Source organism: Psychroserpens luteolus (assembly GCF_021032705.1).
Taxonomy (GTDB): Bacteria; Bacteroidota; Bacteroidia; order Flavobacteriales; family Flavobacteriaceae; genus Psychroserpens; species Psychroserpens luteolus.
In genome coordinates, this window is the sequence record NZ_JAHVXI010000001.1 from 59,325 (window position 1) to 86,163 (window position 26,839).

Below are 26,839 nucleotides of genomic sequence, written 5' to 3' on the forward strand. Positions count from 1 at the left end.
TCTTGACTATAAAAAAAGCCTCTCAAGAAATTGAGAGGCTTTTTTTATGTTATTGTTTAGCATTAAAATAGCTGATAAGTCAATCCAAATTTTGACGTCCCAATATCTTCTTTACCAGACTCACTTAGCAGGCTAAACGTAAATCTTCTAACTCTAAAACTCATAGAAACACCTATAAATTCTGAATTTTCATCCTTTAAGTTTCCTGTTTTATTAAGGATGTCTCCTATATAAAACCCTAAACCTAATGCTCTGTCATTTTTCAATTTAAACACAGCTTCAGTACTAACATTATATGAAAAAATTGACTTTTTATTGAATATTAAAAGCGCGGGATCTTCATTATTATTTTTAGCCTTGTCCAAAGTATTTTGATACGGTCCAAACTCATAATTATATACAAGCTCTACACCAACAATACGCCAGTCCATCTTTTTCGTTGGAAGATTCAAATTGATTCCTGATTTCGTATTAAGACTATAGAATGCCTTAGAATCTTCATCAACCTCATTTGTAATTGGCCCACCAAACTTGTAATGCCCTAATGTAGCACTCAACCCATAATAAAAATTGAAATATTTCCGTGTTATACTTCTATGTCCTCTAACTGAAATCAGAACCTTTTTATCGGTTACATTATTTGTAACATCTTGACTCCCTCTAGCCAAATCTAGTGCAACATAAGTTCCTGATTTGTTTTCTCCTCTATACTCTGGTTTTGCTGTATAAGATTTTATGGCGCCATAGGTTCCGCTAGTATAAACACGCTTTCCGCAAGAACTCAACATAAAAAACCCAATTAATTGCAATACAACGTACCATTTCAATTTGATTAATTGCTCATTTTTTTCCATAATAATATCCTTTTAAGTTTATTCTCTTCATAAAACTACTTGTGATATTTGAGTAAACCGTAATAAAAAAGGCGGTTTTGAAATATATTTTTTGTATTTTTTGCAAATAAATAATAATATTTAGCTGTCAATTTTCATTTTATGCAAAATCAATTTATCGCTTATTTAAAAGAAAAAAGTACAAGTACAACCTCCTTTGTAGATGAGATTGCAACAGTTTTAGATATTGGGTATGATGCAGCTTACAGACGAGTAAATATGAAAACTCATTTGAGTCTTGATGAAAGCATAAAACTTGCTAAACACTATAACATATCGCTCAATAAGCTTTATGAAATAGGTAGCCAGAATACTATTCTTGCCGAAAAGTCACCAATCATCACCAATGAGCTACATCTGGAAGATTATTTCAGTAAATCAATAGAAAATTTAAAACCTTTAACACAGCTCAAAAGTGCCTCGATTTTATATTCTGCAAAAGACATTCCGCTGTTTTACACGCTTAAAGATTCGTACATCACACGCTATAAACTATATGTTTGGTTAAAACTCACTAATAAAGAGATGACTAAAAATAAAGTATCCTTTGATACATTTATAGATACAATTCCAACCTCTTTACTGGAAAAAGCATTTGAACTAGGACAAACTTATAACTACATAAACATTACAGAATTTTGGAACGACAATACCATCAATGGTACTTTACAGCAAATTGTTTACTTTTTCGAATCGCAACTACTATCTAAAGACCTAGCTTTGAAGATCTGTAATGATCTTGAAGACATTATTCATCATGTAGAGAAGCAAACCATTCAGCAAAGTATCATAAACTCTAAGAACAATGCATCCTATAATTTATACAAAAGCGATTTATTAACTATGAGTAACATTATCATGGTTAAAACAACTCATAAAAAAGCTTTTTTCGTGCCTTACACCGTTCTAGAATACTTAAAGATTGAGCATGATGCCACCTGTGATATTATGGACGATTTTTTTAGTAGGCAAATGACCAACTCTAAATTATTAGTACACTCAGGAGAGAAGGACCGCACCTTGTTTTTTAATAAAATGCTCCAAAAAATTAATAAATTAAGAAGTCAAATTAACATTGATAATCCTTCAGGATATGAGTAGAATTTAAATTAAACCCTACTCATTCGCTTTAATAGTCTTAAGTGAGATACAATTCCTCCAAAATACGACGTTTGATTTGGAGTAATTCCATTTTTGATCAATACAGGATATAATATTTTATTAAGTTTTGGATAATGTACATGATGTATATGAGGAAATAAGTGATGTGCAATATGGTTATTAAAACCTCCAAATATAAAATTGGCGACTTTGCTAAATGGATGCATATCATTAGAACTTTTTACTTGATTCATTAACCAGGATGTATTAATATAACCTTTCTCATCAGTGGTAGGATATACTGTAGATTCTACATGATGTGTCATAAAAAAGGTGAACAACAAAAAAAGCGACATGGTGAAATGCATTAGCAAAAACCCCGATAATACGATATACCAATGCTGTTGTGAAACATATAATGGCAAAACTAATACAACAGTTAAATAGGAAAGTTTTTGAATCCAAAACGATATATGATAGGCCACTTTTGTTTTGACTTGATGACTATCTTTTGAAAATAAGAGAACAATATCTTTGACAAAAATCCAAAATAAAGAATAAGTTGTATATGCGATTGGCGCATAAATATGCTGAAATCTATGAAACCAATAATAATCACTATTAGGAATTACCCTAATTAGCTTAGTGATTTTTAGATCAGAATCATAGCCTTCGACATTTGGGGCATAATGATGGGAATTGATATGTCTTTTCTTCCAGGCTTCGGCATGAGCTCCTACAATTGCAAATGTAATTATGTAAAAGAAGTTATTGATTTTCCGACTTTTAAAAACCGTATTATGAGATAAGTCATGTGAAAAATTAAAGGCTAATAATAGTGTAACAAATCCATATAAAATATAGGATACTACAAACATAAAAACATCATGAATTACAAATAAACCAGTATAAAAGACTATCGCAAGAAAACAGTAGAACACAAATTTTAGTAATAAAAACTTTTTCGTATAAGCTTTGTTTATTTGCAAATGCTTACTTATTTCAAACTTAATCAACTTGAGTAACAGACTATCTCTTTCTATTTTAATATGCTTATCCTTCATAAGTTCGTGGTGTAAAATGAGTTTTTGTTCCCATAATTTTCAGAAACCTAAAATGTGCAGCGAGGGATTCTCGATATGACATTTCCATATAGGTCATGTTATGCTTCTTTGCTACCTCTCTGAAAATTGGCAAAATATCTAAATAGTGTACATGACAAATATTAGGTAATAAGTGATGTAACGCATGAGCATTAAAACCACCCAAAGTCCAATTAAAAAAAGTACTACTTGGATTATAATCTACTGAAGTGCACATCTGTAACTTTGGCCAGCTCAGTGCTAAATTATTATTAGAATCTGTTTTAGGATGATGCACAAAATCTGACAAGTGAGAGACACCTAATACACCAACAAATAATAACGACACCATAAAATGATTAAGCACAAAAGCCAAAATTATCATCGACCAATCAAAGGGTAAAATATAAATAGGTAATACAATCATATAGCCTATATAGAGTAGTTTGTAAACAATAAGTTTAATAACCTCTGCTTTTGGTATTTCAATTTTAATAGTTCTGCTAGAGTAATTAATGAGCATTAAAGTTTCCCTGAATAAAAACCAATTTATCGAATAGAGTAAATACAAAAATGGTGCATAATACTGTTGGTACTTGTGATACCATTTTAAAGGTTGAGATGCTGTCATCCTAAACAACGGATTATTTAAAACGTCAATATCGCTTCCTTCTACATTGGTATATAAATGATGAGATTCGTTATGATTTTTACCCCAAACATAAGCGTTGTTTCCTTGGAGGTTAAAGCTTAGAGAAAACAAAATTCTATTCCAAAATTTGCTTTTTACGGCAACACCATGTGCCGCATCGTGAGAAATATTAAATGCGGTTAATAGTATAGATAATCCCATGAGTAAATAAAAGACTAGAAAGCTAGCAAGTGATGTACTCGTAATCATCAATACATAGAAAAGAATGTCTAATGTAAAATACAAAGCTATTTTGAATAGCATTTTTTTATTTCCGGTTCGTTCAGATTTATTAACTAAAAAATGAATGTCGATTTTCTGTCTTAATTCTTTATAGAAGGCAGAGCCCTCATCTGTTGCGAATTTGAGTTTTTTCATAACCTTATATTTATCCTTTAAACTGCCAATTAAAAAATGGAAACGAGCGCTTTTCATTTTTGTTCCACAAACCAATTTGTAGACCTTTAAAATTTTTAGCTTCATTAAAGATTCCTATTTGAATTCCAATTCCTTTCATTTGAATTTCATTAAATCCTCCTATTTGAATTCCATTAAAATCTGAGACAATATTTCCAAAACCAGCTAGTAATCCATTCGACTTATACACTTCGTTACCAAAAGCTGAAATTGCAATTCCATTATGTCGTTCGATAAAATTAGACATAGTTGCCAATGATATTCCATTCATATTGTATAAGTATTGTATAAATAAACCACTAGATATACCATGAACTTTAGTTACACCAAATGTGCCCGAAGACAAATTAATGCCATAGATAATTTCAGTTGGCACTTTTTCTTGCTTATTTACAAATTCCGCTCTACTATTCGACACAGGAGAACGTCCCATAAGTGGAGAAAAAACACCTACTATTGACGCTTCTAATCTCACTCCATAAGTTCTTGCCAACGTGGTATCCCTTTTGAATACATGTTTTGGAAATGCAGCTAATGACAACCCTAAAATATCACTGTTCGCACTATGAGTAGTCCAAACGGGAAACCTAAGCTTTCTCTTAACCTCTAGAGAGTCTTGAGCATTCAACTTTAATACTGATACAAAAACAAATAACAATACAATAACATTTTTCATGAGATTAATAGTTTTAAATTCAGTTCAAAATTATTGCTATAATCACATTTTTAATTGTTATAAAAACAAGTAATTCAATTATTTTTTGCGATAATCACAAATAATAATATCTTTAAATCATGTTTCAGTCTAAGTTTTTAAAAGAAATACAATCACAATTACCACAAAATACTTCGCTAATTGATGCTATAGCAACGGCTTTAGATATTAGCTATGATGCCGCTCATAGACGCACCAGTTTGAAGAGTAAATTGTCGATAGACGAATGCATTATATTAGCGCGATTCTATCATATTGCATTAGATGGTTTATTTGAAACCACTGATAAAAGTTATATTTCGGTAGAAAAGACAAAGCACATCCATAATGAACATGAGCTGGAGGCTTATTTCAAGAATTCACACGAATCACTATTGCCTTTATTACAACAAACCGATAGTCGTATCTTATATTCGGCCAAGGACATTCCTTTATTTTATACTATTGGTGATGATATTTTAAGTCGGTTTAAAACCTATGTGTGGTTAAAATTACTAGACAATTCCTTTAATACAAAAACCTTTGAACAGTTTTCACCAAGCGTTGGACTTATCAAATCTGCTAAAGCTTTGAGAAGCTTATATCAAGATCTTAATACAACAGAAATTTGGGATATTACTACTATAAATAGTACCTTAAAACAAATTCATTTTTATAATCAGGCAGGACAAATAAGTAATACTGTTGCGTTAGAACTATGTGATGCTTTAAAGCGATTAATTAAAACAATTTCAGAACGAGTAGACGCTCATTCTACGCAATACAAACTCTATTATAACGAGTTACTCCTCATGAATAATAATGTATTGGTCTCTACTCCAAATCAACAGTCTTTGTATGTGCCATTTTCAATTCTCTCATATTATTTAACTAGCGATGCAATAACCTGCAAACAAGCCGAGAAATACCTCAATCAACAGCTTCAACATTCAAAATTGCTCAACACTTCAGGAGAAAAAGAACAGCGTACATTTTTCAATAGGATGTATGCCAAGGTAGATGCTCTAAAACAATTGATTAGCGCCACTCAAGTCTTAGATTTTGAATAAAGTTAAACTATTCACGCAACCTTTTTAAGATTTAAGAGACTATAGAGAAACTAGTCTTTATGAATCTTACCAAATTTTTACTTTTCATCTTATGTATTTCTATAACATCTTGTGCCTATGATGCAGACGATAACCTAGTAGGACTTGATCCAAATTTTAACACTGTGGATATTATTTCTTCAGATTCAGATTTGTTTGATCACCTTAAGGATATCACCAATGATGAAGATCGACCAGATGAAAGTATTGTATGTATAGACTTTATCTACCCTTTAACACTTTTCGTTTTTGATGACACTAATCAATATGTCTCTTCATCTCTCATAATAAATGACCAAGAGTTTAGTAGCTTTTTAGAAACCTTAGACGAAACCTATTCTATAAGCATGAGCTTTCCCATCACAAGTATGTTAGTATCAGGTGAGGAATTCATAATACAAAACAAAGAAGAACTCAAAGAAGCCATTGATAGTTGCCTAAGTGAAGAGTTAGTCTTCGAATGTGGAGAGCTCATAAGACATTGCGTTTGGAAAATTGGATACAGTTTCGAAGATGACAACAGTTATCTTGGCGGCATTTTTCAAGAAGCAGATGGATTTACCACATTAAATGTAGGCGACATGTTGTTAAATGGTTCATGGTCACCTTTTACAATAGAAAATGAATTACATATCAATATCAATCTAAACGATACAACAGCTGTAGGTGCCTATTTTAATTTTGATTGGAAAGTGGAATATATTGACGAAAACTCATTAAAATTAACACATCTAGAACGTGAATTGATTTTAAATCAGCGTTGCGATCCCGATTTTGCCGACTGCGGAAATTTCAACTTTGAAGCTTGTGAAACAGAATTGGATAGTGGTATTGCCGAATTTATTCTAGATGATTACACCTTCTGCATATTCGACACACTTGAGTTTGATAATAGCAACGATACTTATGAGGTCTCTTTTCACGACACCGAAGAAGATGCCTTAACAAACCTAAATCCGATTCTTTCCGAAGATCTATATATAAGTTCAGAACCTAATCAAACCATCTATGTTAGAATCAATGCTATTGAAAATGACATACAATATTATGTTGTAATTACACTTGTCGCAATTAGCTGCTAAACCAATGAAAATAACCTCAAAACCAAATATTATGAAAACATCACCAATCTTTATCGTTACCTTTTTTGCCCTAATTTGTTTTGCATGTTCAACAGGTGACAATATCATTGAACAAAACATGAATGGAAATGAACCTTCAGTAGTTAGTTATATTTATAAAACTTATAATGTATCAAATACACCAAATACGGTTAAAGATTCTACAAACTATATGATTAGCGATAATAAAATCATAAGTTCGTCTGGCTTAAACCTAGAAACCTTATCGCAACACGCTTCAAATTACGGCTATGTTAATGGAAAAATTGACGAAATTCAATCTTTTAATAATGGGATGCTCTCGAGGATTCAATCTTTCACTTATGATGCAAATGATGATCTTGTAGAATATCAATCTGAATATATCGATCCAAATGATTCATCTTCAAGTTTTGAACGTCATCTATTTACACATACAGCAGACACCATTTACTCGAGCTGGACTCGCAGTGATGATGGTATAAATTTCGATATTAGTGTATCCGATTTCAAAATAGTTTTAGATGTCAATACGAATAGAACTTATTTAGAAACGTATAGTTATTTAAATGATGACACTCAATTTGAAGTCAATACTTACGATGCCAATTCAAATATTCTCAATGAATCTAAATATATTGTGCTTGATAATGGAAATGAATTCCTTTCGTTTGAGAATAATTATACCACAACTACATCTGAAAATCTTTTTAACAGTATTAACGAGGCGACATTTACAAGAAAGAATCTAATGCTATTATATCATCTACAATCTACAGCTGTGAACTCCATTAACGCAAAAAGCATTTCTAAAAACACGCTAAATACTTTTGAAAGTACTTGGGGAAATTCTTTTGCAAACTTTGAAATTATAAACATGACAGATGATAACAACAATACAACATCTAGTGATTTTAAAACCATTATATCTGGTGATGCAATTGCACGATTTTCTCAAGAATTCATATTTGAGTAATCCTTTTAAAAACTCTATATTAACTTAAATCATAAAGCCCAACACTATAGTTGAATTTAGAACAATTAATAAAAGCTTGTAAAAAGCATAACTTAAAGGCACAAAGTCAATTATACCAAATGTATAAGGATGACCTGTTCACACTATGTCTAAAATACTGTAAAAACAAAGAAGAGGCTCAAGACAATTTACAAGATGCCTTTCTAACGATTTTTAGCACTATAAAATCTTATAAAAATTCTGGATCATTTGAAGGGTGGATGAAACGTATCACTATACATAAAGCCATAGATAAATATAAAAAGGACAGTCATTTAAATATTGTTATAAACAATGACATCTTAGAGGATAATACGTTAATAGACACCGATACTATAGATAGAATCCCACTAGATCAAATATTAAAGCATATCCAAGAATTGCCGCCTAGATATCGAATGGTTTTTAACCTTTATGAACTTGATAATTATTCACATAAGGATATTTCTAAACTTTTAAACATAAGTGTAAATACCTCGAAATCAAATTTACACCGAGCCAAAAACATACTACAAACTAAGATACAACAACAATCAACTAATGTGTCTCCTAAAAACCTAACATCTAATGGAAACTAAAAAAGATATTGGAGCTGCACTAAAAAGCAGATTAGAACCCTTCAAGGATAGTCCAGATGACTTGGTATGGAATACTATTGAAGCTAAACTGAAAAAGAAAAAGAAAAGAAGAGTACTATTTTTATGGTTTTCAGGACTTGGTGTTGCCTTATTATTTCTAATGTTAGGGATAGTAGATCCGTTTCATTATTTTGATAAAAATAAGACCATAGAAATTGAAACTGTAGACCAACACCAAAAAAATACTTCGAATACGACTAAAGATCGTAGTTCAACGATATATAATACAGAGTCACTTTCAAATGAAAACACACATCAATTAGATCATCCATCTGTTGTTGAAAATGAAGAAGTTGACAAGACGAATCAAAACACAGTTAGTACTAGTCCAAACCAACGAAAAATTCAGAGACCTCAACATCATCTTCCTAACAAGCAAGATAACACCTTATCTCATTTAAATTCGCAGCAAGATGACAACAGTATCGATACGTCAAAGAAATCTATCGGTAACAACATACTTCCTTCCGAAAACAACAAAACTGCGTTATTAACTTCTGATTCAAAACGTCAAATTTCAGAAGAAAGAAAACGACGTCGTGATAGTGTGATTGCTGCAAACAAAAAAGTTAGAGACTCTATTAAAATGCAACGTCAATCTAGGCGTTTAGTTTCCGAAGAAAACACAAAAGATAAGGATAGTAGTAACCTTGATGACCAATCTAAATGGAGCATAACACCGCAAGTTACATTGTCATATTATGGCGCACTAAACACTAAAACCACTGATAATTTTTCTGTTAATTATGGTGTGTTAGCAAGTTATAGAATGACTCCAAAGACTTACTTAAGAATAGGTGTAAGACAACTAAAACTTAATCAAACTATAGATAGTGACGGAACAGAAAGAAACGTAGAGTATTTAGAATTTCCTATAGAAATCAAATACAGGCCTCAAAACAATAGAATCAGTCCTTATATTACTGGTGGTTTGAGTTATTTTAAATTACAAGAGGATTCTAATAATTCGTCTAATAATTTTGAATATAAGGCCACAATGGGTCTAAATCTTGGTTTAGGCTTAGAAACTAAGCTTTTTAACCAAATCTATTTTAATTTGGAGTCAAATTTTAATTATCAACTAAAACCTTTCACTCAAAAAAACAATATTGAACCCTTTATTTTCTCAATACATACAGGGATTGAATATCGTTTTTAAACCCTATGACGTTAAAAAACAACACATTACCGTTTTGTCGATAATTACAGTCTTACTATTTGGCTAAAATTCACTATATTTTGGATTATTTTCAATTTTATTGTAACATTTTTAGTACTTGTTACGTATAACTATATAGTATTATACATTTACCCAAATTTTAAAGGAGATAATTAAATGAGACAACTAAAAATTACGAAGCAGGTTACTAATAGAGAAACAGCTTCGTTAGATAAATATTTACAAGAAATTGGAAAGGTTGATTTAATTACAGCAGATGAAGAAGTTGAATTAGCTCAACGTATCAAAGCAGGTGACCAATTAGCTTTGGAAAAGTTAACTAAAGCCAATCTTCGTTTCGTAGTTTCTGTAGCGAAGCAATATCAAAATCAAGGCTTAACTTTACCTGATTTAATTAACGAAGGTAATTTAGGTTTAATTAAAGCTGCACAACGTTTTGATGAGACACGTGGATTTAAATTCATATCTTACGCTGTTTGGTGGATTCGTCAATCGATTCTTCAAGCGTTAGCTGAGCAATCGCGTATTGTACGTTTACCATTAAATAAGATTGGATCTATTAATAAAATTAATAAGACGTTTGCCTTTTTAGAGCAAAGTCATGAGCGTCCGCCAAGTGCTGAAGAAATTGCAAAAGAGTTAGACATGACTATTAACGATGTTAAGGAGTCTATGAAAAACTCTGGACGTCACGTATCAATGGATGCGCCTTTAGTAGAAGGAGAAGATTCTAACTTATACGATGTATTGCGTAGTGGTGAATCTCCTAATCCAGATAAAGATTTATTACATGAATCTTTACGTACTGAAATTGAACGTGCACTAGAAACATTGACTCCTCGTGAAGCAGATGTGATTCGTTTATACTTTGGTCTTGGAAATCAACACCCAATGACATTAGAAGAAATAGGAGAAACATTTGATTTAACACGTGAGCGTGTAAGACAAATTAAAGAAAAAGCGATTCGTAGATTAAAACACACGTCTCGTAGTAAAATATTAAAGACTTATTTAGGCTAGTAATTATTAGATAGTAATTACGACTAAATTACAGCAACAAACAGTTACACATAACTGTTCGTTTTTTGATTGATGAAAGAACCCACGGCTGATTACCGTGGGTTCACTTTTTTTATTACCTTTAGAATTACTCACCAACTTCCCTACTTATGATTAAGTCAATATGCTATATCAGCAATAAGAATGATAATTTACCTGATAGTGTTTTAAATAAGTTACTACATTCAATAATTAAAGACAATAATCAAATTCAAGTATCTGGCATTTTGATGCTACAAAACAATTATTTTTTTCAAATCATGGAAGGTGATCCAAATACGATTGATGCTCTTTTTTTTAAGATTAGAAAAGACCAGAGGCATCACGGACTTATCAAACTTTTAGAAATATCTTTAGTAGATCGATTGTTTAGTGACTATCAAAGTGGGTCTTTTAGTGTTATAAGGGATTTTTTAAATTTAAAAAAACTCAAAATTTATTTTGACTGGATTAAAGAAGCAAACATATTAGAAGCAAATAAATTAATCGAGTTAACTAATAATTTCTTAAAACACAATAAATAGAAGTAATCACATCCAGCCAAACAACCTAAACACTCCAAATAAAACTCCTGTTGCAACAATAAGAACAATCAATGAAGGTATAAGGAGTTTAAACAATTCGGTAAAAAATAGTTTTATCTTTTCATCCATAAAACTAATATCGTAAATAATAAAGTCATTACAAAATAAGACTGTATCTTTGCCCAAACCAAGTATACTCTTAACATGTCTAAAACTCTTATAGCTCCCTCAATGCTCGCTGCCGATTTTGGTAATCTTCAACGCGATGTAGAAATGGTAAACAACAGTGAAGCAGATTGGTTCCATATTGACGTCATGGATGGTCATTTTGTACCAAACATCTCCTACGGAATGCCAGTAATTCAAGCCATTAAAAAGCATGCCACTAAACCTCTTGATGTGCATTTAATGATAGAAAAACCTGAGCGCTATATCGAAGAGTTTGCAAAAGTTGGAGCAGATATAATTACAGTTCATCATGAATCTACAGTTCATTTACATCGTACACTAAGACAAATAAAAGATGCTGGATGCAAAGCAGGTATTGTACTAAATCTAACAACACCTGTATCGGTTCTTGAAGATATTTTGCCAGAATGTTATATGGTATTATTGATGTCTATCAACCCAGGGTTTGGCGGACAAAAATTTGAAGAAATGACTTATAACCGCGTAAAGAAATTACGTAAAATGGTAAATGATCAAGGTTTAGATACGCGAATTGAAATTGATGGAGGTGTTACAGATAAAAATGCTAAAGCGCTCGTTGAAGCTGGTGCAGATGTTTTGGTCGCAGGAAGTTATATTTTTAAAAGTGATAACCAAACTGAAACAATAAAACATTTGAAAGCAGTCGCTAACAATTAGTTCTTACTGCCATAACCATAATTATAGCCATAGTTATAGCCATAGGATTTATTGTTACCAACACCATTGATGACATAAGCCATATTTTTAAGTTTTCCTGATTCAAATAAATCTTTAGAAAAACTCAATAATTTTTTATCGGTAAAGTTAGCCCTTGCAATGTACACAGTCACATCAGATAATTGTGAAATGAGCATAGTATCTGTTACTAATATAGTTGGTGCAGTATCAACTACAATATAATCATAACGCTCTTTAGCTTCTTCTATAAGTGTTTCAAACCTACCATTAGTTAGCAAACTAGAAGGATTTGGAGGAATGCTCCCAGATAATAGAATATCATGATTAGGGTGCTTGTCAAAACCTTTTACTAAATGGTCTTTCCAATCAAATGATTGATCATGTAAATAATTGGATAAACCCACAGCATTTTTATCAGAATCGATTTGAGTATGAATTTGTGGGTTTCTCAAATCAGCTCCAATAAGTAGTACTTTTTTATTAAGACTTGACAATGCCAAAGATAAATTGATACTTATATAGGTTTTACCTTCACCTTTAATCGTCGAGGTACAATAAATTACTTTTCCTTGATCCTCGTTATCATTTTTCATTAAAGGCATAAGATAATTCACATTAGAACTTAATATCCTAAACGACTCGGCCAAAGCAGAACGATCATTCGGATTTCTAAAAATAAGCCCGTCGTTCTTTTTTATATCTGGTATTTCTCCAATAATTGGTATTTTATTATTTTGCTTAGAAATATCCTCTTTACCATGAAGTTTAGTGTCCAGCATAAAAAACAAATACATCAACCCAAATGGCACAAGTAGTCCACCTAAAATGGCTCCTGCATAAACGATATTTGATTTTGGTGATATTGGACTCGAACTAGAAAGAGCATTGTCAACCACTTTAATAGAGGGCTCAGTGATTGCCAAATTAATAGCGGCTTCCTCTCTTTTTTGAAGTAAAAGCAAATATAGGCTTTCTTTAATAGCCTGTTGACGTTCAATTGCTCTTAACAGCTTCTCTTTTTCAGGTATTTGCGACACTTGTCCAACAAACTTTCTGTTTCGACCTCTTAACTGAGTTTGAGATACTTTTAGCTGTTGATTATACGAATTTAGTGATCTTGTAATATTAGCTCTAAGATCATTAATTTTAGACTGTACAAATCGAACTGTAGGGTTATTTGCTCCTCCACTACTCGCTAATTTGTCCCTGTCTAGTATTGCAAGATTATACTCATTAATAAGAGAATTAATACTTCCGCTTTCTAATCCAATATTAGCTGGAAGAAGTCCACTACCTGTATCCGATTTTAAGGCTTCCTGCAATAAATTGGCCAATGCCAATTGGTTTTCAATTTGAAACACTTCCTCATCAGATTTTGAGCGTTGTTGTAATCCAAGCTCGGCATCTGCAGCTAAATCAACAAGATTGTTACGTTGCTTAAAATTTTTACGAACCAGCTCTATAGAATCTAGTTCAACAGCAAGAAAATCGAATCGTCCTTCTATAAACTCTAAAGTTCGTTCGGAGACCTGTTGACGATCTTTCACACCATCTCTATTAAATACGCTCATGAGTGTATCTAAAATACGCTCAGAACGTTCTTTACTTTCACCCTTGATTGTCATCTTTAACAAATCACTTTGCTCTCCTATGGCTTCAACATTGATTCGGTTCTTTAAACCCAAAGCCGTGTTTCTTAATGATCCATACTTGATAATAAAACGTTTGCCTATATTTTGATCCAATACTTTTTTGTCATCAATCACTAGGTGAAAAGGGAGATTATGATCGGCTTCTAAACTATTATGATTTGGAATGGAGAAGGTCTTTTCAGTTTTCACGTTGAGAATTTCAAATCCGTCTTGTTTCACATCTATAGTGTAAGTTAAAGGACTCGTAATGCTGTCAACATCAATAATTTGATCATAATAAAAAGGCAGGTCACCAATAAGTCTAGTTTGGATGGTCCCTTCTTCAAAAAAACGTGTATTTAATTTGAGCTTTCTAGCTACTCTTTCTACAATCATAAAAGACGTTAGAATCTCAGTTTCATTTTCAAGATTAATATTCGTACGCTTAAAAATAAAGGCTGAAGTAGGAAGTTCTAACCCTTCAGACTCGTCTAAAATTTTCATTTTAGCCGTTGTTTGATATATTCTTGGTGCATATCTTAAGTACACATAAGCTCCAATAAATGCTATTGCTAAAGAAACAGCAAACCAAGGCCAATATCTCAAGTATTTACTTAACTCTTGTTTAAGATCTACATTATCATCTTCTGAAAATGTGTATGGGTTATTTGTAGAAGGTTCCATAATTATCGTGTCAATAAAATAATTGAACTTAACACTAAAGATGCAATAGTAAGTATAGTACCTACATTATTAACAAAACCAGCGTTTTTAACCCTTGGGTTATTTGGATTAACAATAATCACATCATTAGGTTTTATAAAATAATACTCACTATCCATAAATGCAGTAGAAGTTAAATCTATATGCGTAATTTTCCTAACACCATCAACATCTCTCGTCATTATAATATCATCTCTCTTTCCATTAATTGTTAAGTCTCCTGCATACCCTAATGCTTGAAGTAATGTTATATTTTGTTCAGTAAAATTGTAAGTTCCTGGAGCGTTGACTTCTCCTAGAACAGTAATCTTAGCGTTTACTAATCGCACTTCTAGCGTAGGATTGTTTAAATGACCTCCATCAATCAATAACTTCTTGATTTTTTCTTCAATTTCTAAGGCAGTAAGATTAGACACAGTTATTTGTCCTAAGATAGGAAAATTAATAGTTCCTTCATTTGTGACTAAATAGCCTTGAAGTTTAATTAATTCCAACGAATTTACTTGTACATCACTATTTCCTCCTCTATTATAAGGGATAGCAGCTTCAGGAACTAAACTCTCAACAGTTATCTTTAAAATATCATTAGGCTGGATTGTAGCTGTTTGATACGTTATTTCTGAGCTGTTATTCTCTGTAGCATCTTGTAAGTACAAAATTTCTTTTTTTGAAGCACATGATGTTATCACAAAAAGTAACACTAATCCTAAAAACTTAATTTTCATATATCTGTAAGTTAATCAAGAAGCAAATATAACCTATTTAAGGCAATCTCAAAGTCTTGTCTAACCAAGATTGACGCCACTTATTACATTAAATTTCAATTTTATCTCGCTGCTTAGCGAAATTCCTTTTTAAAACAAAAGGTAGATAATATAGTATAGATCCATAAATTAGTAGAAGTCCTATTTGTGTATTAAGATTTAGATGAAGCATATTAAAAGCTATAACAATGATAACCAAATTGATTGCAACAATGAACACTGTTGTTTGTATATGCGTAAATCCTGCCTGAATAAAACGATGGTGAATATGGTTTTTATCTGCTTCAAACGGACTTTTCTTCAACACAAAAATTCTGATAAAGAATATTCTAAATGTATCCATTAATGGAAAAAATAACATAGCTAACGCTAAGGCTGGTGACGCTTTAAAATAGTCTGAATTTATATTTGTTTGCGATTGAGATATAAAGCTAATGGTAAAGAAGGCTAAAAGAAAACCCACAATCATTGAACCTGTATCTCCCATGAAGATCTTATTCTTTTTTGAAAAATTAAGTCGTAAAAAAGCGAGTAAAGCACCTATTAATGCGACTGAAATTGTTGCTAGACTTAAAGCTCCAGAATCATAGAAAAGTAAACTAAATACTATACTAATCAAAAGCGCAATGCTTCCAGCTAAACCATCTATACCATCAATCAAATTGTAAGCATTAATAATCAAAACATAAACGAACAACGTAAAAAATATAGACACCCAATATGGTAATACATCGACGTCAAGAATTTTAGAAAATCCTATAATTCTCGTATCGGTAAAAACTATTAAAAGTAGGGCAGCTACTAATTGCCCAAGAAATTTTGATCGTGCCGACAGTACAGTTAGGTCGTCTTTTAACCCAAGAAAGAACAAAATTGTAAGTCCGCCCATAACTAACAGCAACACCTTAGTATTTAACATAGCTCCAACTATAGTCATTACCACAACCAAGCTTAAAAAAATACCAATACCTCCCAAAGTTGGTGTATTATTAGAGTGCAAACTCCTACTATCTGGCTCGTCCATGAGTTGCTTTTTTTTCGCAACATAAAGAATCGTGGGAAAGGTTTGTTGAGCTATTATAAAAGCCAACAAAAACGCCGCGAGCAACCATATAATAGGACTATTCTCAGGATTAAAATTTTCAAGTAGTGTTTCTATCATAATAGATTTGATGTAATTTTATGTATCCATTAATAGTTAGTACAAGATACAAATTAAAAAAGTAAACTTTTAATAGAAAAAGATTTAGGCAGCAGGTATCGAATATTATTTATGACTTATTTTGTTTTTTAAGATCTCTATAATTCTATGAGCTGTTTGACCATCCCATAAAGGAATATCACTTCCAGACTTCCAGTTTCCGGCAAACAAAGTATCTAAATAGGGCTTTAATTTTTTGGGATCGGTTCCAACCAATTCATTAGTACCTAAAGTTATAGTCTCTGGTCTTTCGGTATTATCACGAAGTGTTAAACATGGAACTCTAAGGATAGAAGCTTCTTCGGTAATGCCTCCAGAATCGGTAATTACTGCTTTAGCACGTTCTACCAAATAATTAAACTCTAAGTAGCTTAAAGGTTCAACCATATGGAGTCTTTGGTGATTGACATGTAATCGTTCTAAAATTTTTGCTGTTCTAGGGTGTACAGGAAAAACTAACGGTAAATCTTGAGTGTGAGCAATAATCTCATCAATCATATCTTTTAGCTGAGACTCTTCATCAACATTTGCTGGTCTGTGAAGTGTCATCACCATATAATTACCCTCTTTGAGATTAAGATTTTTCCAAACTGATGGCTGTTTAAAGTTAGGACGTTGTTTTAACAACGTATCTATCATTGTATTTCCAACGAAAAATATTTGATCGTCTCCTACACCACTAGTCTTTAAATTATTATTCGCAGTATCAGATGTCGTAAAAAAGTAATTTGTAATACTATCTGTTACTAATCGATTAATTTCTTCTGGCATTGTCCAATCATCAGATCGAATACCGCCTTCAACATGTGCCACTTTAGTATGCAACTTTTGAGCAACCAAAGCACAAGCCATTGTAGAAGTTACATCACCCACAACCAAAACCAAGTCGGCTGGATTAGCCATTAACTCTCTCTCGAAATGAATCATAATATTTGCTGTTTGCTCAGCCTGAGTCCCTCCACTGCATTCTAAGTTCACATGTGGTTCGGGTATTTCAAGCTGTTCAAAAAAGCTCCCTGACATATTTTTATCATAATGCTGTCCGGTATGAACCAATCGATAGTCCATATCGAAATTATCTTGTTTAGCTTTTTGAATCGCATGAATAATTGGTGCTATTTTCATAAAATTAGGTCTAGCTCCAGCAATTATTGTGACTTTATACATATTGAGTTTTGTTATAATATCGTTTAGTAGCGATTTAAGTGCAAATTAACAAAAAAACGCACTAAGTGTATTTGACGCTTTATTCTTGAAGGCTGGCTTAGCAATCTGTAGGTCCACTCCATATTATTCTTTACCCACCACTCTGGTGCACGTTTAACATATCCTGTGTAGACATCAAAACTACCACCTAAACCTTGGTAAACAGCTTGATGTGATTGTTGGATACGCTCCATCAAGTTTTCTTGTTTGGGTGAGCCCATTGCCACAAAAACAACATCAGGGCTGTGCTTTTTAATATCGGCAATTAAAGCTTGTTCTTCTGCTTCAGTTTTAATATATCCATTTCTAAAATTACAGATATTAATCCCTTCAAATTCAGATTTCAACTTATTAACTGTAGCTTCGATGATCTCTTGCTTTCCACCTACCAAATAAAATGATTTGGTCTTGTAATACTGTTGAACAACATCTAACCAAAGTTCACACCCTGGGATTTTTACCACATTTTTAAATCCTTTTTTCTGAAGTGCCCAAACGGCTCCAATTCCATCAGGATAGCCTAAGTTTCTATTAATAAGAGCACGACTATCTTCTGTTGCATGAAGAATTTTTTCAGCATTTACGGCAACCATTATTTTATGATTATCAAATGCATATTGCATCAACTCTTTTCTAGATTTTGGAGCATAGGTCATCACTCCGTTCAAGGACTTAGCTTCCACGATTTTCAGATTTAGTTTCTAATAAGAAATGTGCCATAGCATTAAACATAAATGCATTACTCCACCTCATATAAGATATTTTGGAGCTTATGCCTTTTTTTAACTGGTAATAAAAATAGCCTTTTTTATGCTGCATATGATCTATTGTCCAATTTAAAACCTTTGACAATAGCGCTTCATTCTCTTTAAATGCCTTTAATTTAGATAACGTCACTATAACTTGCGCCGGACAATGAATATCGATTGGATATGTTTTATCATTATAATATTTTGGCATACCATTATCTTCAAAGAAATGATGTAAATAATAAGCTAAGCCTTTGTCTATATAATTTTGAAAACTATAGTCTTTGGTATGTTGCTGATAGGTTTCTATTGCATCCAAATTAAACCCTGTATGAAAACTATCTTTCCAAGATTGAATTGGCAGCAACCCATAAATCCATGAGCCATCTTCTTCTTGCAAGTCACAAGCAGCAGTAATGGCAAGTTTAGCCATATTTGCATGCTCCTCATTTTTTGTATACTTGTATGAATAACTCAATATTTTAGCACCTAAAAGTGACGCATTAATCACTGTATTATTTCCATCCTTTATACTGTATGAGAAAATCACACCTTGCCCATGAGGTGTTCTTGATAAATCATTAAGCACAAAATCTGCAGCAGATAAGGTTTCTTTTAAAACAGATTTATTCTTTGTGATTTCATAGCTTTCTAATAAAGCTTCAACACAAAAACAAGTCGCTACTACTGTTGGTGTATGCTTCGGAAACAGGAACAATCGCCTAGCTTGCCAATCAAAATTATAACCCCAAGCCGAACCTGAATATCCTTTACTTCTCAAGTTAAGTAATAGATCTGAAATCTCATTAATGCGTTTTAAGATCTCGTCTTTATCACCAAAATCTTCACAACCATTTTCAGCCAGTTTATACAATCGACAATACCCTAATAAAAATAATGCGACACCTTTAGCATTGTGTTCTTTAGGCACCATAAGTAGTCCTCTAAAATTAATCGGACTTCTTTTAAACCCTTGTATCCAAGCTAATCTAGCTAAGTCCCAGTGTTTGAAAGGTAATGCTTGAAATACTTTAGAATTTAATCCATCATAAGGATCCCAACCTTTGAAGTTTTCGGCTTCACAATAGGCTTTGAGTTTTAAAAAGCTTGATGCGACGTTATATCTCAACTTGTTGTCCTCCACGTTTTACAGATTCTAAAACTTTAAAAGATGCTTTGGTCACAGCAACAATATCTTCAAATGGAATTGGTGCTTTACCTTGAGTGAGTAATCCATCAACAAAGGCATTTACCATTTCTTTTTGACCCTTATTTTGATTGAAAAGTTTGCGCTTTTTAGGTTTACCTTTTCCGTAGATTTTCAGCTCTTTAAAATCATTTAGCGTTGCAGATAATCCAGCTGAAAATACCTCAACATATTCCTTGGTCATCGATTTTGAACCATTAGCGTAGTATGCCACAACTCCAGAGGATCCATTTTCAAACTGAATCAAAATATTCAATGTATCATTTAATTGTTTAACATCAGGCAGTGCTGTAGCCGATATTTTTACTGGGAGACTTCCATTGAGAAAGGTTAGATAATCAATAAAATGACATACTTCTCCTAAAACACGACCACCACCAATTTCTATATCTTGAATCCAGTTATCACTTGGTATAGCTCCAGCATTAATTCTATACAGCATAGTCATTGGGTGATCTCCAAGTGCTTTTTTAAGTTGAGTTGTTAAGGGAGAAAATCGTCTATTAAAACCAACCATTACAGCTGTTTTTGCTTTAGACTGTGCTTCGATAATAGCTTCTAATTCGGATTCTAAAAGACACAATGGCTTTTCTACAAATACATGCTTATTCTTTTCTAAGCTTTTTAAAACATAAGCGCCATGTGAGTCATGACGTGTCGCTACAAACACAGTATTGGTTTTATCATTGAGCACATCTTCTTCTTCTGTAGCACAAAACTGAAATTTAAACTTTTCAGCAACACGTTTAGATGTGGTTCCTGTATTTGTTAGCACACCAACACGACCTATGGCATTGCTTTCAGGAATATTAGGCAGTAAATTTCCTTGAGCATAGCTTCCTGCTCCAATGAAAGAGATGTTTATTTTTCCAAGTTTATCTGTTTCTGAGGTAGAAATTTTGGTTTTAGACGCTGCCTTATCTGTATTGTATTTTAGTGCAATTCCAGTGAAAGGTTCGGTTTTTGAAACCACTAGATCAAAGGCATCTTTTGCATTTTCAAAATCAAACTCATGTGTTGTAAGGTAATTGATTTTAATCTTATTATTTGCAATTAGGTCCTGAAAGGCTTGCATATTGCGCTTCTCTGTCCAACGTACATATGGCAATGGATAATCGATTCCTTTTTCTTCATAATTTAGATCATAACGACCAGGACCATAAGAACAAGCCATTTTTAGCTCTAATTCTTTACGGTACCAAAATGGATCGCGATCAAAACCAGTTGGTACAGCACCTAAAACAACCACTTTCCCTTTTTTACGAGCAATAGATCCAGCAAAATTTATGGGGTCTAGACTTGATGTTGCTGCTGCAATAATAACAGCATCTGCACCATAACCATTGGTCGCACTTTGTATTTGTTCTTCTATTCCTGCAGCGTTCCTTGTTAACCCTAAATCTACAACTGAATTATCTATGGATTGCTTTACTGCAGCTTCAGAAACATCAACTCCAATAACTTTAACACCAGAGGCTTTTAATATCAATGCTGCCAATTGGCCTAATAATCCTAATCCAATCACAACACAAGATTCACCTAGACGTAAATCGGCTTGACGAACACCTTGCATAGAAATAGCACCCAAAGTATTGTAAGCAGCATCTTTTAAATTAGTCGAAGCATCTAACTTAACACAAAGATTAACTGGTACAGAAACAATTTCGGCATGATTTGCATAACCAGCTCCAGCACAAGCTACTTTATCACCAATTTCGAATTCAGTAACGCCTTCACCAACTTCAATAATTTCACCAGCACAACTATAGCCTAAAGGAGAATAGGCATCTAATTTTTTCATTACGGCCCTGTAAGTTTGTATTGGACCTTGTTTTTTTAAAGTGTCTATAACCTGTTTTACTTGTTGTGGACGCTCTTTAGCTTTACCAATCAAGCTTTTCCTAGCAGCCACAACTGTAGACCCTTCAGTACCAGCACTAATTATAGAATAGTGGTTTTTAACGATAACCATTCCTTTACCCAGTTGAGGATAAGGTACGTCTTGAATTATCATATCGCCAGAACCTAGCTTTTGTGTAAGTTGTTGCATTTAATCTACTTTTTTATGCACCTTTGGTAAAGGTCTGTATGGTTTTTCTATTTGTTTTATTATTTTGACTGGGTTACCAGCTGCTACTGCCCCTTCAGGAATATCTTTATTGACTACAGATCCTGCACCAATTACAGCATGACTACCAATAGTTACATTTCTCATGACAACAGTATTTACACCAATAAACACATGATCTCCTATAGTTACATAGCCTGTTCCATTATCTTCGGGATCTAGAACGTGTGCTGCTCCGTCATGCGACAATATATAACATCCATGCGTAATAAGACAATGATCTCCAATTGTTATTTTACCACGTCTTACATCAATTTTCGCACCAAGACTAATCATAGTATTCTTTCCTATTTTAGCACCTGAAGCTCTCAAAAAAGACATTTGAATAAATCGGAGTACATTTCCACAATAATGCACCATTTTTCTAATAATTACTTTCATGATGCCAGTGTATTTGATAAAATCGTTTTGAAATGATCGGAAATAGTTTCTATAGAAAAATTTGAAACAACATATGCTCTATTATTTAAGCCTATTTCATATCGCTTTTGATCATCAACCAATAAGTGTTTTAAAGCATTTTTAAGTTGATCTAGCTCACCTGGTTCAAAGGAAAAACCATGAGTTTCGTTTTCAAAAACTTCGCGATGTGCTCCAACAGGTGTATAAACAACAGGTTTTCCTATAGACATTGCTTCAAGTAAAGATCTTGAGAAGCCCTCAGAATATGAGGCCGTTAAAAATATGTCGGTTGTTTGCAAATGTTTCATTTTATCTTCTCCACTAATTATTCCCAAGTTCGCATAATTATCTTTATATACTGAATTCAAAATAGTCTCTTCGGCTTCAAAAGGGTCTTCATAAGTGATTTTTTCTCCCGTAAATTGATTATAAAATACGCCTCTTTCCCCTTTTCTAATATTTCCTGCAAAATAAAACTTTACATATGGAAACGCTTCACAAAGGTCAGGAATTATTTTTAAAATATCAGTATATCCTTTAGCCTTAGTCATATGTCCCATAACGAGAATTTTTCCTCTTTCAACCTTATAATTGTTTGTATTAGAATATTGATTTACATCCATAGCTTGATAAAGTACAGCAACATTACTTTGCGATATATAAGGCTCAAATTGGTCTTTTAAATAACTAGCTTGAACAATTGCACAGTCTACTTTTCTTAAACTAAATCCTACCAATTTTTTCACAATACCCTTAAACTCCTGAAAATTGAGTTTGAAGTGACTCCCTCTCAAATGAATAATCACTTTTGCTCCAAAAAGTTTACTGAGCAAAATAGTCCATACATCTCTTCCAATCCATCCTATTTGTGTTGGCGTTATAGGATAATAAACACACTTGGGTCTGGTAGTTATCAATAACTTTAGCAGCTTTGAAAAGAAAATGAAAAAATTGGTTACCATTGAAAAACCAAATTTCCCTTTTTTCGTATTATCTGTTCTAAAATTTGTTTTTAGGAATGTTATGTGAAAGGCTTTATTTAAGGTTTCAGACTCCAAAAATTGCTGCATACTTAGTTCAGGTCCTGAATAAGGTGGTGGCGTTGGACCTATAAATAGTATTTTAGATTTTTTATCATTCATGTAAAAGGCTCGACTTTATTTGTTCTACCCAATTTTGAACAGATAGATAGATTCCTTTTTCCTTTGCACTAGTAGAAAAACGATGCAACAAGGTCTTATTTTTAAGCAAATTTGATAATATCTCAATATTCTCATCGACATCATCTTTCAAAATATATCCATTTTCGTCATGTTGCAAATAGCTAATTTCTGGTCCGTGTTTATCTGCTTCTAATGTCACATAAGGCCTTCCATAAGAAAACGCATGATTGATTGACAAGCCTGAGAGTCCAGGTATAAAAACTAACGAAGCACGAGCCATAACTGGAGCTATTTTAGCTTCATCAACTAGGGTTTCATGCCAGATAATATTTGAATCTACTTGAATAGCCGACTTAACAATGGTGTTTTCTGGTCCGTCGCCAATGATTTCTAATTTTAGCTTTGGGAATCTTTGTTTAAGGCGTTTATAATAGTTTATGGCATCTCCAATACGTTTAGATGGAATTAACCGTCCTATAAAGAGTAATGCTAGCTGATTTTCTGGAGGAAGGGAGTATGTATAATGCTTATCGATTTCGATGTTATCAACCGTATTATTTGCCCAAAATGCTTTATTTGGAGCTATTAATTTGTGCTTAATTGCCTGTTTGCAAGCATCTTCAGTATAAAAAATAACACGATCTAATTTTTTATTGTAGAATTTAGTCAACGACCTATCTAAAAATGAATGCAATATGCTTTTAGACTTAAGTTGTGCATGGTTATAAGAAAAAAGACGAACAGATGTGTTTTGTTTTCTAAGTTTTAATGCAAAAGAAAAAAGGGGAAGATTCTTTTTTTCGGCAGGGATTAATATCCAATCAAACTCTTTGAATATTAATTTCAGATGTTCTTTTACTAGTTTAGAGTTTCCAAAGTCTTTTTTAGTAACATTAAGTTTTTCAAGATTAAAACTCCAATCTCCTTCTAATTCTTGATCACCCATATTAGCTCTACCTGTACCTGATAAAATAGCTAACTCAATATCACTTTCATTAGCCAAATGGTTTAAAAACCGTGCTTTGTAATGATTAAAATTTGGTGCTAACCATAATACCTTTAACATAATCTTCTTTTATTGGTTTGAGATATTACTGCCATTAAAAAGTACATCATAGCTCCTGATGCTAACAAAGGTAATGAGCTTATACTGTACATAATTATTACTACAATAGCACCTAGCATTAAATATTTGAGTTCGGATATTTTAATTTTTACAGCATTTTTAATTAAGTACAACAGAAAAGATATGTAGCATAAAATACCTAAGATTCCGGTTGAAAAAAACAACCTTACATAGTCATTATGCATACCACCTCCCATCATTATTTTTGATTTTTCATGTTGTGCAAATCCCGACCCCAACCATTGCGACAACACATTGAAATTCTCCCAATACGCATAATAACGTTTCCAGATCCAAACACGACCGTTTAAAGCTGCTGTATCTTTGGCATCACCTTCATATACTTGAATATCTTTGGCAAATAGTGTACTAAATATTTCAGTATAAAAATAAAAACCTACACCAATCATAATTCCTAAAAAAATAATGAGTTGAAAAGCTGAAACTTTCTTACGAATAAAATAGACAAACATAAATATAAGCACTAATGATACTGCCCAAGATGCCTGATGTCTTAAATTATATATTCCAATTAAACATATAAGTAGTACGATTAAAAACCCTATGTTGGTAAAAACAAAGTGTTTTTTCTTTTTATTGATACGCTTTATATAAAAATAACAATAACAAATAAATCCACAGATCAAATGACTCATATACCCAAATAAATCGGCATAAAAACCACTTAACCTTAAGCCTCCTCCTCTTGATTCTGTATTATAAACTTCTCTAATTGGATCAAATAAAATTTCATAATACAATGTTGCAATTGGAAATACCGAAGCAATAAGGAATGTGATTAAAAATCCTTCTAAATCGACTAAGTTGTTTATGAATTTTCTAAAGTAAAAGAATAGCAAAAATGGTAAAATGGTACGAATTGTATCCCCAAATTGTGATACAGATTGCTCCATACCTAGAACAAATAAAAGATTTATAATTAAAAGAAATATGAAGATATAGAATGTAAAAATGAGTTTAGGCGCACTTGTCTTTTTTCGTATTACAGACATAAACGCAAAAGCAAACACCAACAAACCTAATACTTGTAAAGGTGAGAAACCGGCAGCTTTTTTCATTTCCCAAGTCGCAGCAAAAAACGGAAAGACCAAAATAGCCAATAGCATCCACTTTAAGTTAATAGACCGTGTAGTGAACCACTTTTTATAGACTTTCTTGTCCCAATTAATATGACTTGCTGTTAACTGCACATGTTACTTTTAAAATTTAGCCTCTTATAAACTTATAGATTTTATAAATGACCCTATAAAATTAGTATTCAACAATTACATTTAATCTTTTTATTTTCGGGAATAGACTACTAAAAACTCTTGAGATAGCTTATGTAACAGTTTTGAAGGATGTTCATTGAAATATTTCAAAATTGTATAGTCTAGACTCCTAAATATAGCATCTAATGGCTGAAGCAACAACTTCAATCCAAAATATTTGATTGACGGGTTAGCATTTTCAGTATTTCTCTCTAGCACTTCTCTGATAGCCTTCTCACTCAGTAATTTTCGTTTATAACTTCTTACTTCTTTGTTTTTTAATTTATTTCTAAAACGGTTGAAAGACTTATAAACTGATTCGCTCCAAATTCTATACGGACTCTTTTTGTTAGGAAATGACATTATTAAAGTGCCGCCAGGCTTTAAAACTTTTATTAGTGCGTCAACAACTTTTTCGGGGTTTTCGGTATACTCGATCGAGCCCGAACAAATAACCAAGTCGTACAATTCTTCTTTGGGTTTAAAGCTGTCTAAATCACTTTGAATTACAGTAATTTTACGCGAATCATTTTCGCTTAAAATTTTATCAAGATTCGATTGCACTAAGTCTAAAGCGTGATACTCATCACATCTTTCGTACACTTCTGGATAAAGAATTGCTGGTCCGCAACCTACGTCTAATACCTTTTGTACATTTTTAAGTTGTTCAGCTTCATTCCTTATTAAATTATTTCGATATCGCCTTAAGTAATTTCCTTTGGTTTTCTTTATATAATTATCCTCAAAATAGCTATCGCGTTTGGCAATAAAATCTTTTTCTATCTCTCTTGTATTAGTCATGCTTTATTTTTTGTCGTGGGCTTTTCCACCGCTGCAAATGTATAATAAATATAAAAGAACCTTAACTGATTGTTAC

The 26,839-nt window shown here is 32.5% G+C and carries 25 protein-coding genes; 9 read left to right on the top strand and 16 right to left on the bottom strand.

Annotated elements, in window-relative coordinates:
- Positions 1–62: 62 nt before the first annotated feature.
- Positions 63–854 carry a hypothetical protein gene (locus tag KWG70_RS00235; RefSeq protein WP_230933977.1) on the bottom strand — a complete coding sequence of 264 codons (792 nt, stop codon included), beginning with the start codon at positions 852–854 and terminating at the stop codon, positions 63–65.
- 141 nt (positions 855–995) lie between these two features.
- Between KWG70_RS00235 and KWG70_RS00240 the strand changes: the two genes are divergently transcribed.
- Entirely contained in the window at positions 996–1,994 is a 999-nt protein-coding gene (locus KWG70_RS00240; protein ID WP_230933978.1) for a hypothetical protein, read from the top strand.
- Between the two features lie 8 nt (positions 1,995–2,002).
- On the opposite strand, the gene KWG70_RS00245 is transcribed toward KWG70_RS00240, so the two are convergent.
- Genes KWG70_RS00245 through KWG70_RS00255 form a run of 3 tightly spaced genes read right to left on the bottom strand, consistent with a single transcriptional unit; the run spans position 2,003 to position 4,860 of the window.
- Complete coding sequence (locus tag KWG70_RS00245; RefSeq protein WP_230933979.1) at positions 2,003–3,058, bottom strand: fatty acid desaturase family protein; 1,056 nt, start codon at positions 3,056–3,058, stop codon at positions 2,003–2,005.
- On the bottom strand, positions 3,048–4,145 hold the full coding sequence (locus tag KWG70_RS00250) for a fatty acid desaturase family protein (RefSeq protein WP_230933980.1): 1,098 nt from the start codon (positions 4,143–4,145) through the stop codon (positions 3,048–3,050). Before KWG70_RS00250 ends, KWG70_RS00245 begins: the two co-directional genes overlap by 11 nt.
- Positions 4,146–4,155: 10 nt before the next feature.
- Positions 4,156–4,860, bottom strand: a complete 705-nt coding sequence (locus KWG70_RS00255; RefSeq protein ID WP_230933981.1) for an LA_2272 family surface repeat-containing protein — start codon at positions 4,858–4,860, stop codon at positions 4,156–4,158.
- A gap of 119 nt (positions 4,861–4,979) precedes the next feature.
- Between KWG70_RS00255 and KWG70_RS00260 the strand changes: the two genes are divergently transcribed.
- From KWG70_RS00260 to rpe, 8 genes are all read left to right on the top strand, one after another.
- Positions 4,980–5,948: a hypothetical protein gene (locus tag KWG70_RS00260; protein ID WP_230933982.1), complete on the top strand. Its 969-nt coding sequence runs from the start codon at positions 4,980–4,982 to the stop codon at positions 5,946–5,948.
- A 59-nt stretch (positions 5,949–6,007) separates the two neighbouring features.
- Positions 6,008–7,069, top strand: a complete 1,062-nt coding sequence (locus tag KWG70_RS00265; RefSeq protein WP_230933983.1) for a hypothetical protein — start codon at positions 6,008–6,010, stop codon at positions 7,067–7,069.
- Positions 7,070–7,100: 31 nt separating this feature from the next.
- Positions 7,101–8,063, top strand: coding sequence for a hypothetical protein (locus tag KWG70_RS00270; protein WP_230933984.1), 963 nt, complete (start codon positions 7,101–7,103; stop codon positions 8,061–8,063).
- A 50-nt stretch (positions 8,064–8,113) separates the two neighbouring features.
- Positions 8,114–8,680, top strand: a complete 567-nt coding sequence (locus KWG70_RS00275) for an RNA polymerase sigma factor (protein WP_230933985.1) — start codon at positions 8,114–8,116, stop codon at positions 8,678–8,680.
- On the top strand, positions 8,670–9,899 hold the full coding sequence (locus KWG70_RS00280) for a porin family protein (RefSeq protein ID WP_230933986.1): 1,230 nt from the start codon (positions 8,670–8,672) through the stop codon (positions 9,897–9,899). The genes KWG70_RS00275 and KWG70_RS00280 overlap by 11 nt, the downstream gene beginning before the upstream one ends.
- 177 nt (positions 9,900–10,076) lie before the next feature.
- Positions 10,077–10,940 (top strand): sigma-70 family RNA polymerase sigma factor, encoded by an 864-nt coding sequence (locus tag KWG70_RS00285; protein WP_091423042.1) that lies wholly within the window; start codon positions 10,077–10,079, stop codon positions 10,938–10,940.
- A gap of 149 nt (positions 10,941–11,089) precedes the next feature.
- On the top strand, positions 11,090–11,503 hold the full coding sequence (locus KWG70_RS00290) for a BLUF domain-containing protein (protein ID WP_230933987.1): 414 nt from the start codon (positions 11,090–11,092) through the stop codon (positions 11,501–11,503).
- A 204-nt stretch (positions 11,504–11,707) separates the two neighbouring features.
- Entirely contained in the window at positions 11,708–12,370 is a 663-nt protein-coding gene (gene rpe / locus KWG70_RS00295; RefSeq protein ID WP_230933988.1) for a ribulose-phosphate 3-epimerase, read from the top strand.
- Here rpe and KWG70_RS00300 read toward each other — a convergent pair.
- From KWG70_RS00300 to KWG70_RS00355, 12 genes are all read right to left on the bottom strand, one after another.
- Complete coding sequence (locus KWG70_RS00300; RefSeq protein ID WP_230933989.1) at positions 12,367–14,706, bottom strand: GumC family protein; 2,340 nt, start codon at positions 14,704–14,706, stop codon at positions 12,367–12,369. The genes rpe and KWG70_RS00300 overlap by 4 nt on opposite strands.
- Positions 14,707–14,708: 2 nt before the next feature.
- Positions 14,709–15,470, bottom strand: a complete 762-nt coding sequence (locus KWG70_RS00305) for a polysaccharide biosynthesis/export family protein (protein WP_230933990.1) — start codon at positions 15,468–15,470, stop codon at positions 14,709–14,711.
- 88 nt (positions 15,471–15,558) lie between these two features.
- Entirely contained in the window at positions 15,559–16,671 is a 1,113-nt protein-coding gene (locus KWG70_RS00310) for an MraY family glycosyltransferase (protein WP_230933991.1), read from the bottom strand.
- Between the two features lie 105 nt (positions 16,672–16,776).
- Positions 16,777–17,877 (bottom strand): non-hydrolyzing UDP-N-acetylglucosamine 2-epimerase, encoded by a 1,101-nt coding sequence (gene wecB / locus KWG70_RS00315; RefSeq protein ID WP_230933992.1) that lies wholly within the window; start codon positions 17,875–17,877, stop codon positions 16,777–16,779.
- Positions 17,878–17,900: 23 nt separating this feature from the next.
- Entirely contained in the window at positions 17,901–18,599 is a 699-nt protein-coding gene (locus KWG70_RS00320) for a WecB/TagA/CpsF family glycosyltransferase (protein ID WP_230933993.1), read from the bottom strand.
- Positions 18,589–19,809, bottom strand: a complete 1,221-nt coding sequence (locus KWG70_RS00325) for a delta-aminolevulinic acid dehydratase (protein ID WP_230933994.1) — start codon at positions 19,807–19,809, stop codon at positions 18,589–18,591. Before KWG70_RS00325 ends, KWG70_RS00320 begins: the two co-directional genes overlap by 11 nt.
- On the bottom strand, positions 19,784–21,922 hold the full coding sequence (locus tag KWG70_RS00330) for a bi-domain-containing oxidoreductase (RefSeq protein ID WP_230933995.1): 2,139 nt from the start codon (positions 21,920–21,922) through the stop codon (positions 19,784–19,786). The genes KWG70_RS00325 and KWG70_RS00330 overlap by 26 nt, the downstream gene beginning before the upstream one ends.
- Positions 21,923–22,381: an acyltransferase gene (locus KWG70_RS00335; protein WP_230933996.1), complete on the bottom strand. Its 459-nt coding sequence runs from the start codon at positions 22,379–22,381 to the stop codon at positions 21,923–21,925.
- Positions 22,378–23,544, bottom strand: a complete 1,167-nt coding sequence (locus KWG70_RS00340) for a glycosyltransferase family 4 protein (RefSeq protein ID WP_230933997.1) — start codon at positions 23,542–23,544, stop codon at positions 22,378–22,380. The genes KWG70_RS00335 and KWG70_RS00340 overlap by 4 nt, the downstream gene beginning before the upstream one ends.
- A complete protein-coding gene (locus tag KWG70_RS00345) occupies positions 23,537–24,631 on the bottom strand; it encodes a glycosyltransferase family 4 protein (protein ID WP_230933998.1) in 1,095 nt (364 codons plus the stop codon). The genes KWG70_RS00340 and KWG70_RS00345 overlap by 8 nt, the downstream gene beginning before the upstream one ends.
- Positions 24,625–25,902 carry an O-antigen ligase family protein gene (locus KWG70_RS00350; protein WP_230933999.1) on the bottom strand — a complete coding sequence of 426 codons (1,278 nt, stop codon included), beginning with the start codon at positions 25,900–25,902 and terminating at the stop codon, positions 24,625–24,627. Before KWG70_RS00350 ends, KWG70_RS00345 begins: the two co-directional genes overlap by 7 nt.
- Positions 25,903–25,992: 90 nt before the next feature.
- Positions 25,993–26,763, bottom strand: coding sequence for a class I SAM-dependent methyltransferase (locus KWG70_RS00355; protein ID WP_230934000.1), 771 nt, complete (start codon positions 26,761–26,763; stop codon positions 25,993–25,995).
- Positions 26,764–26,839: the final 76 nt, after the last annotated feature.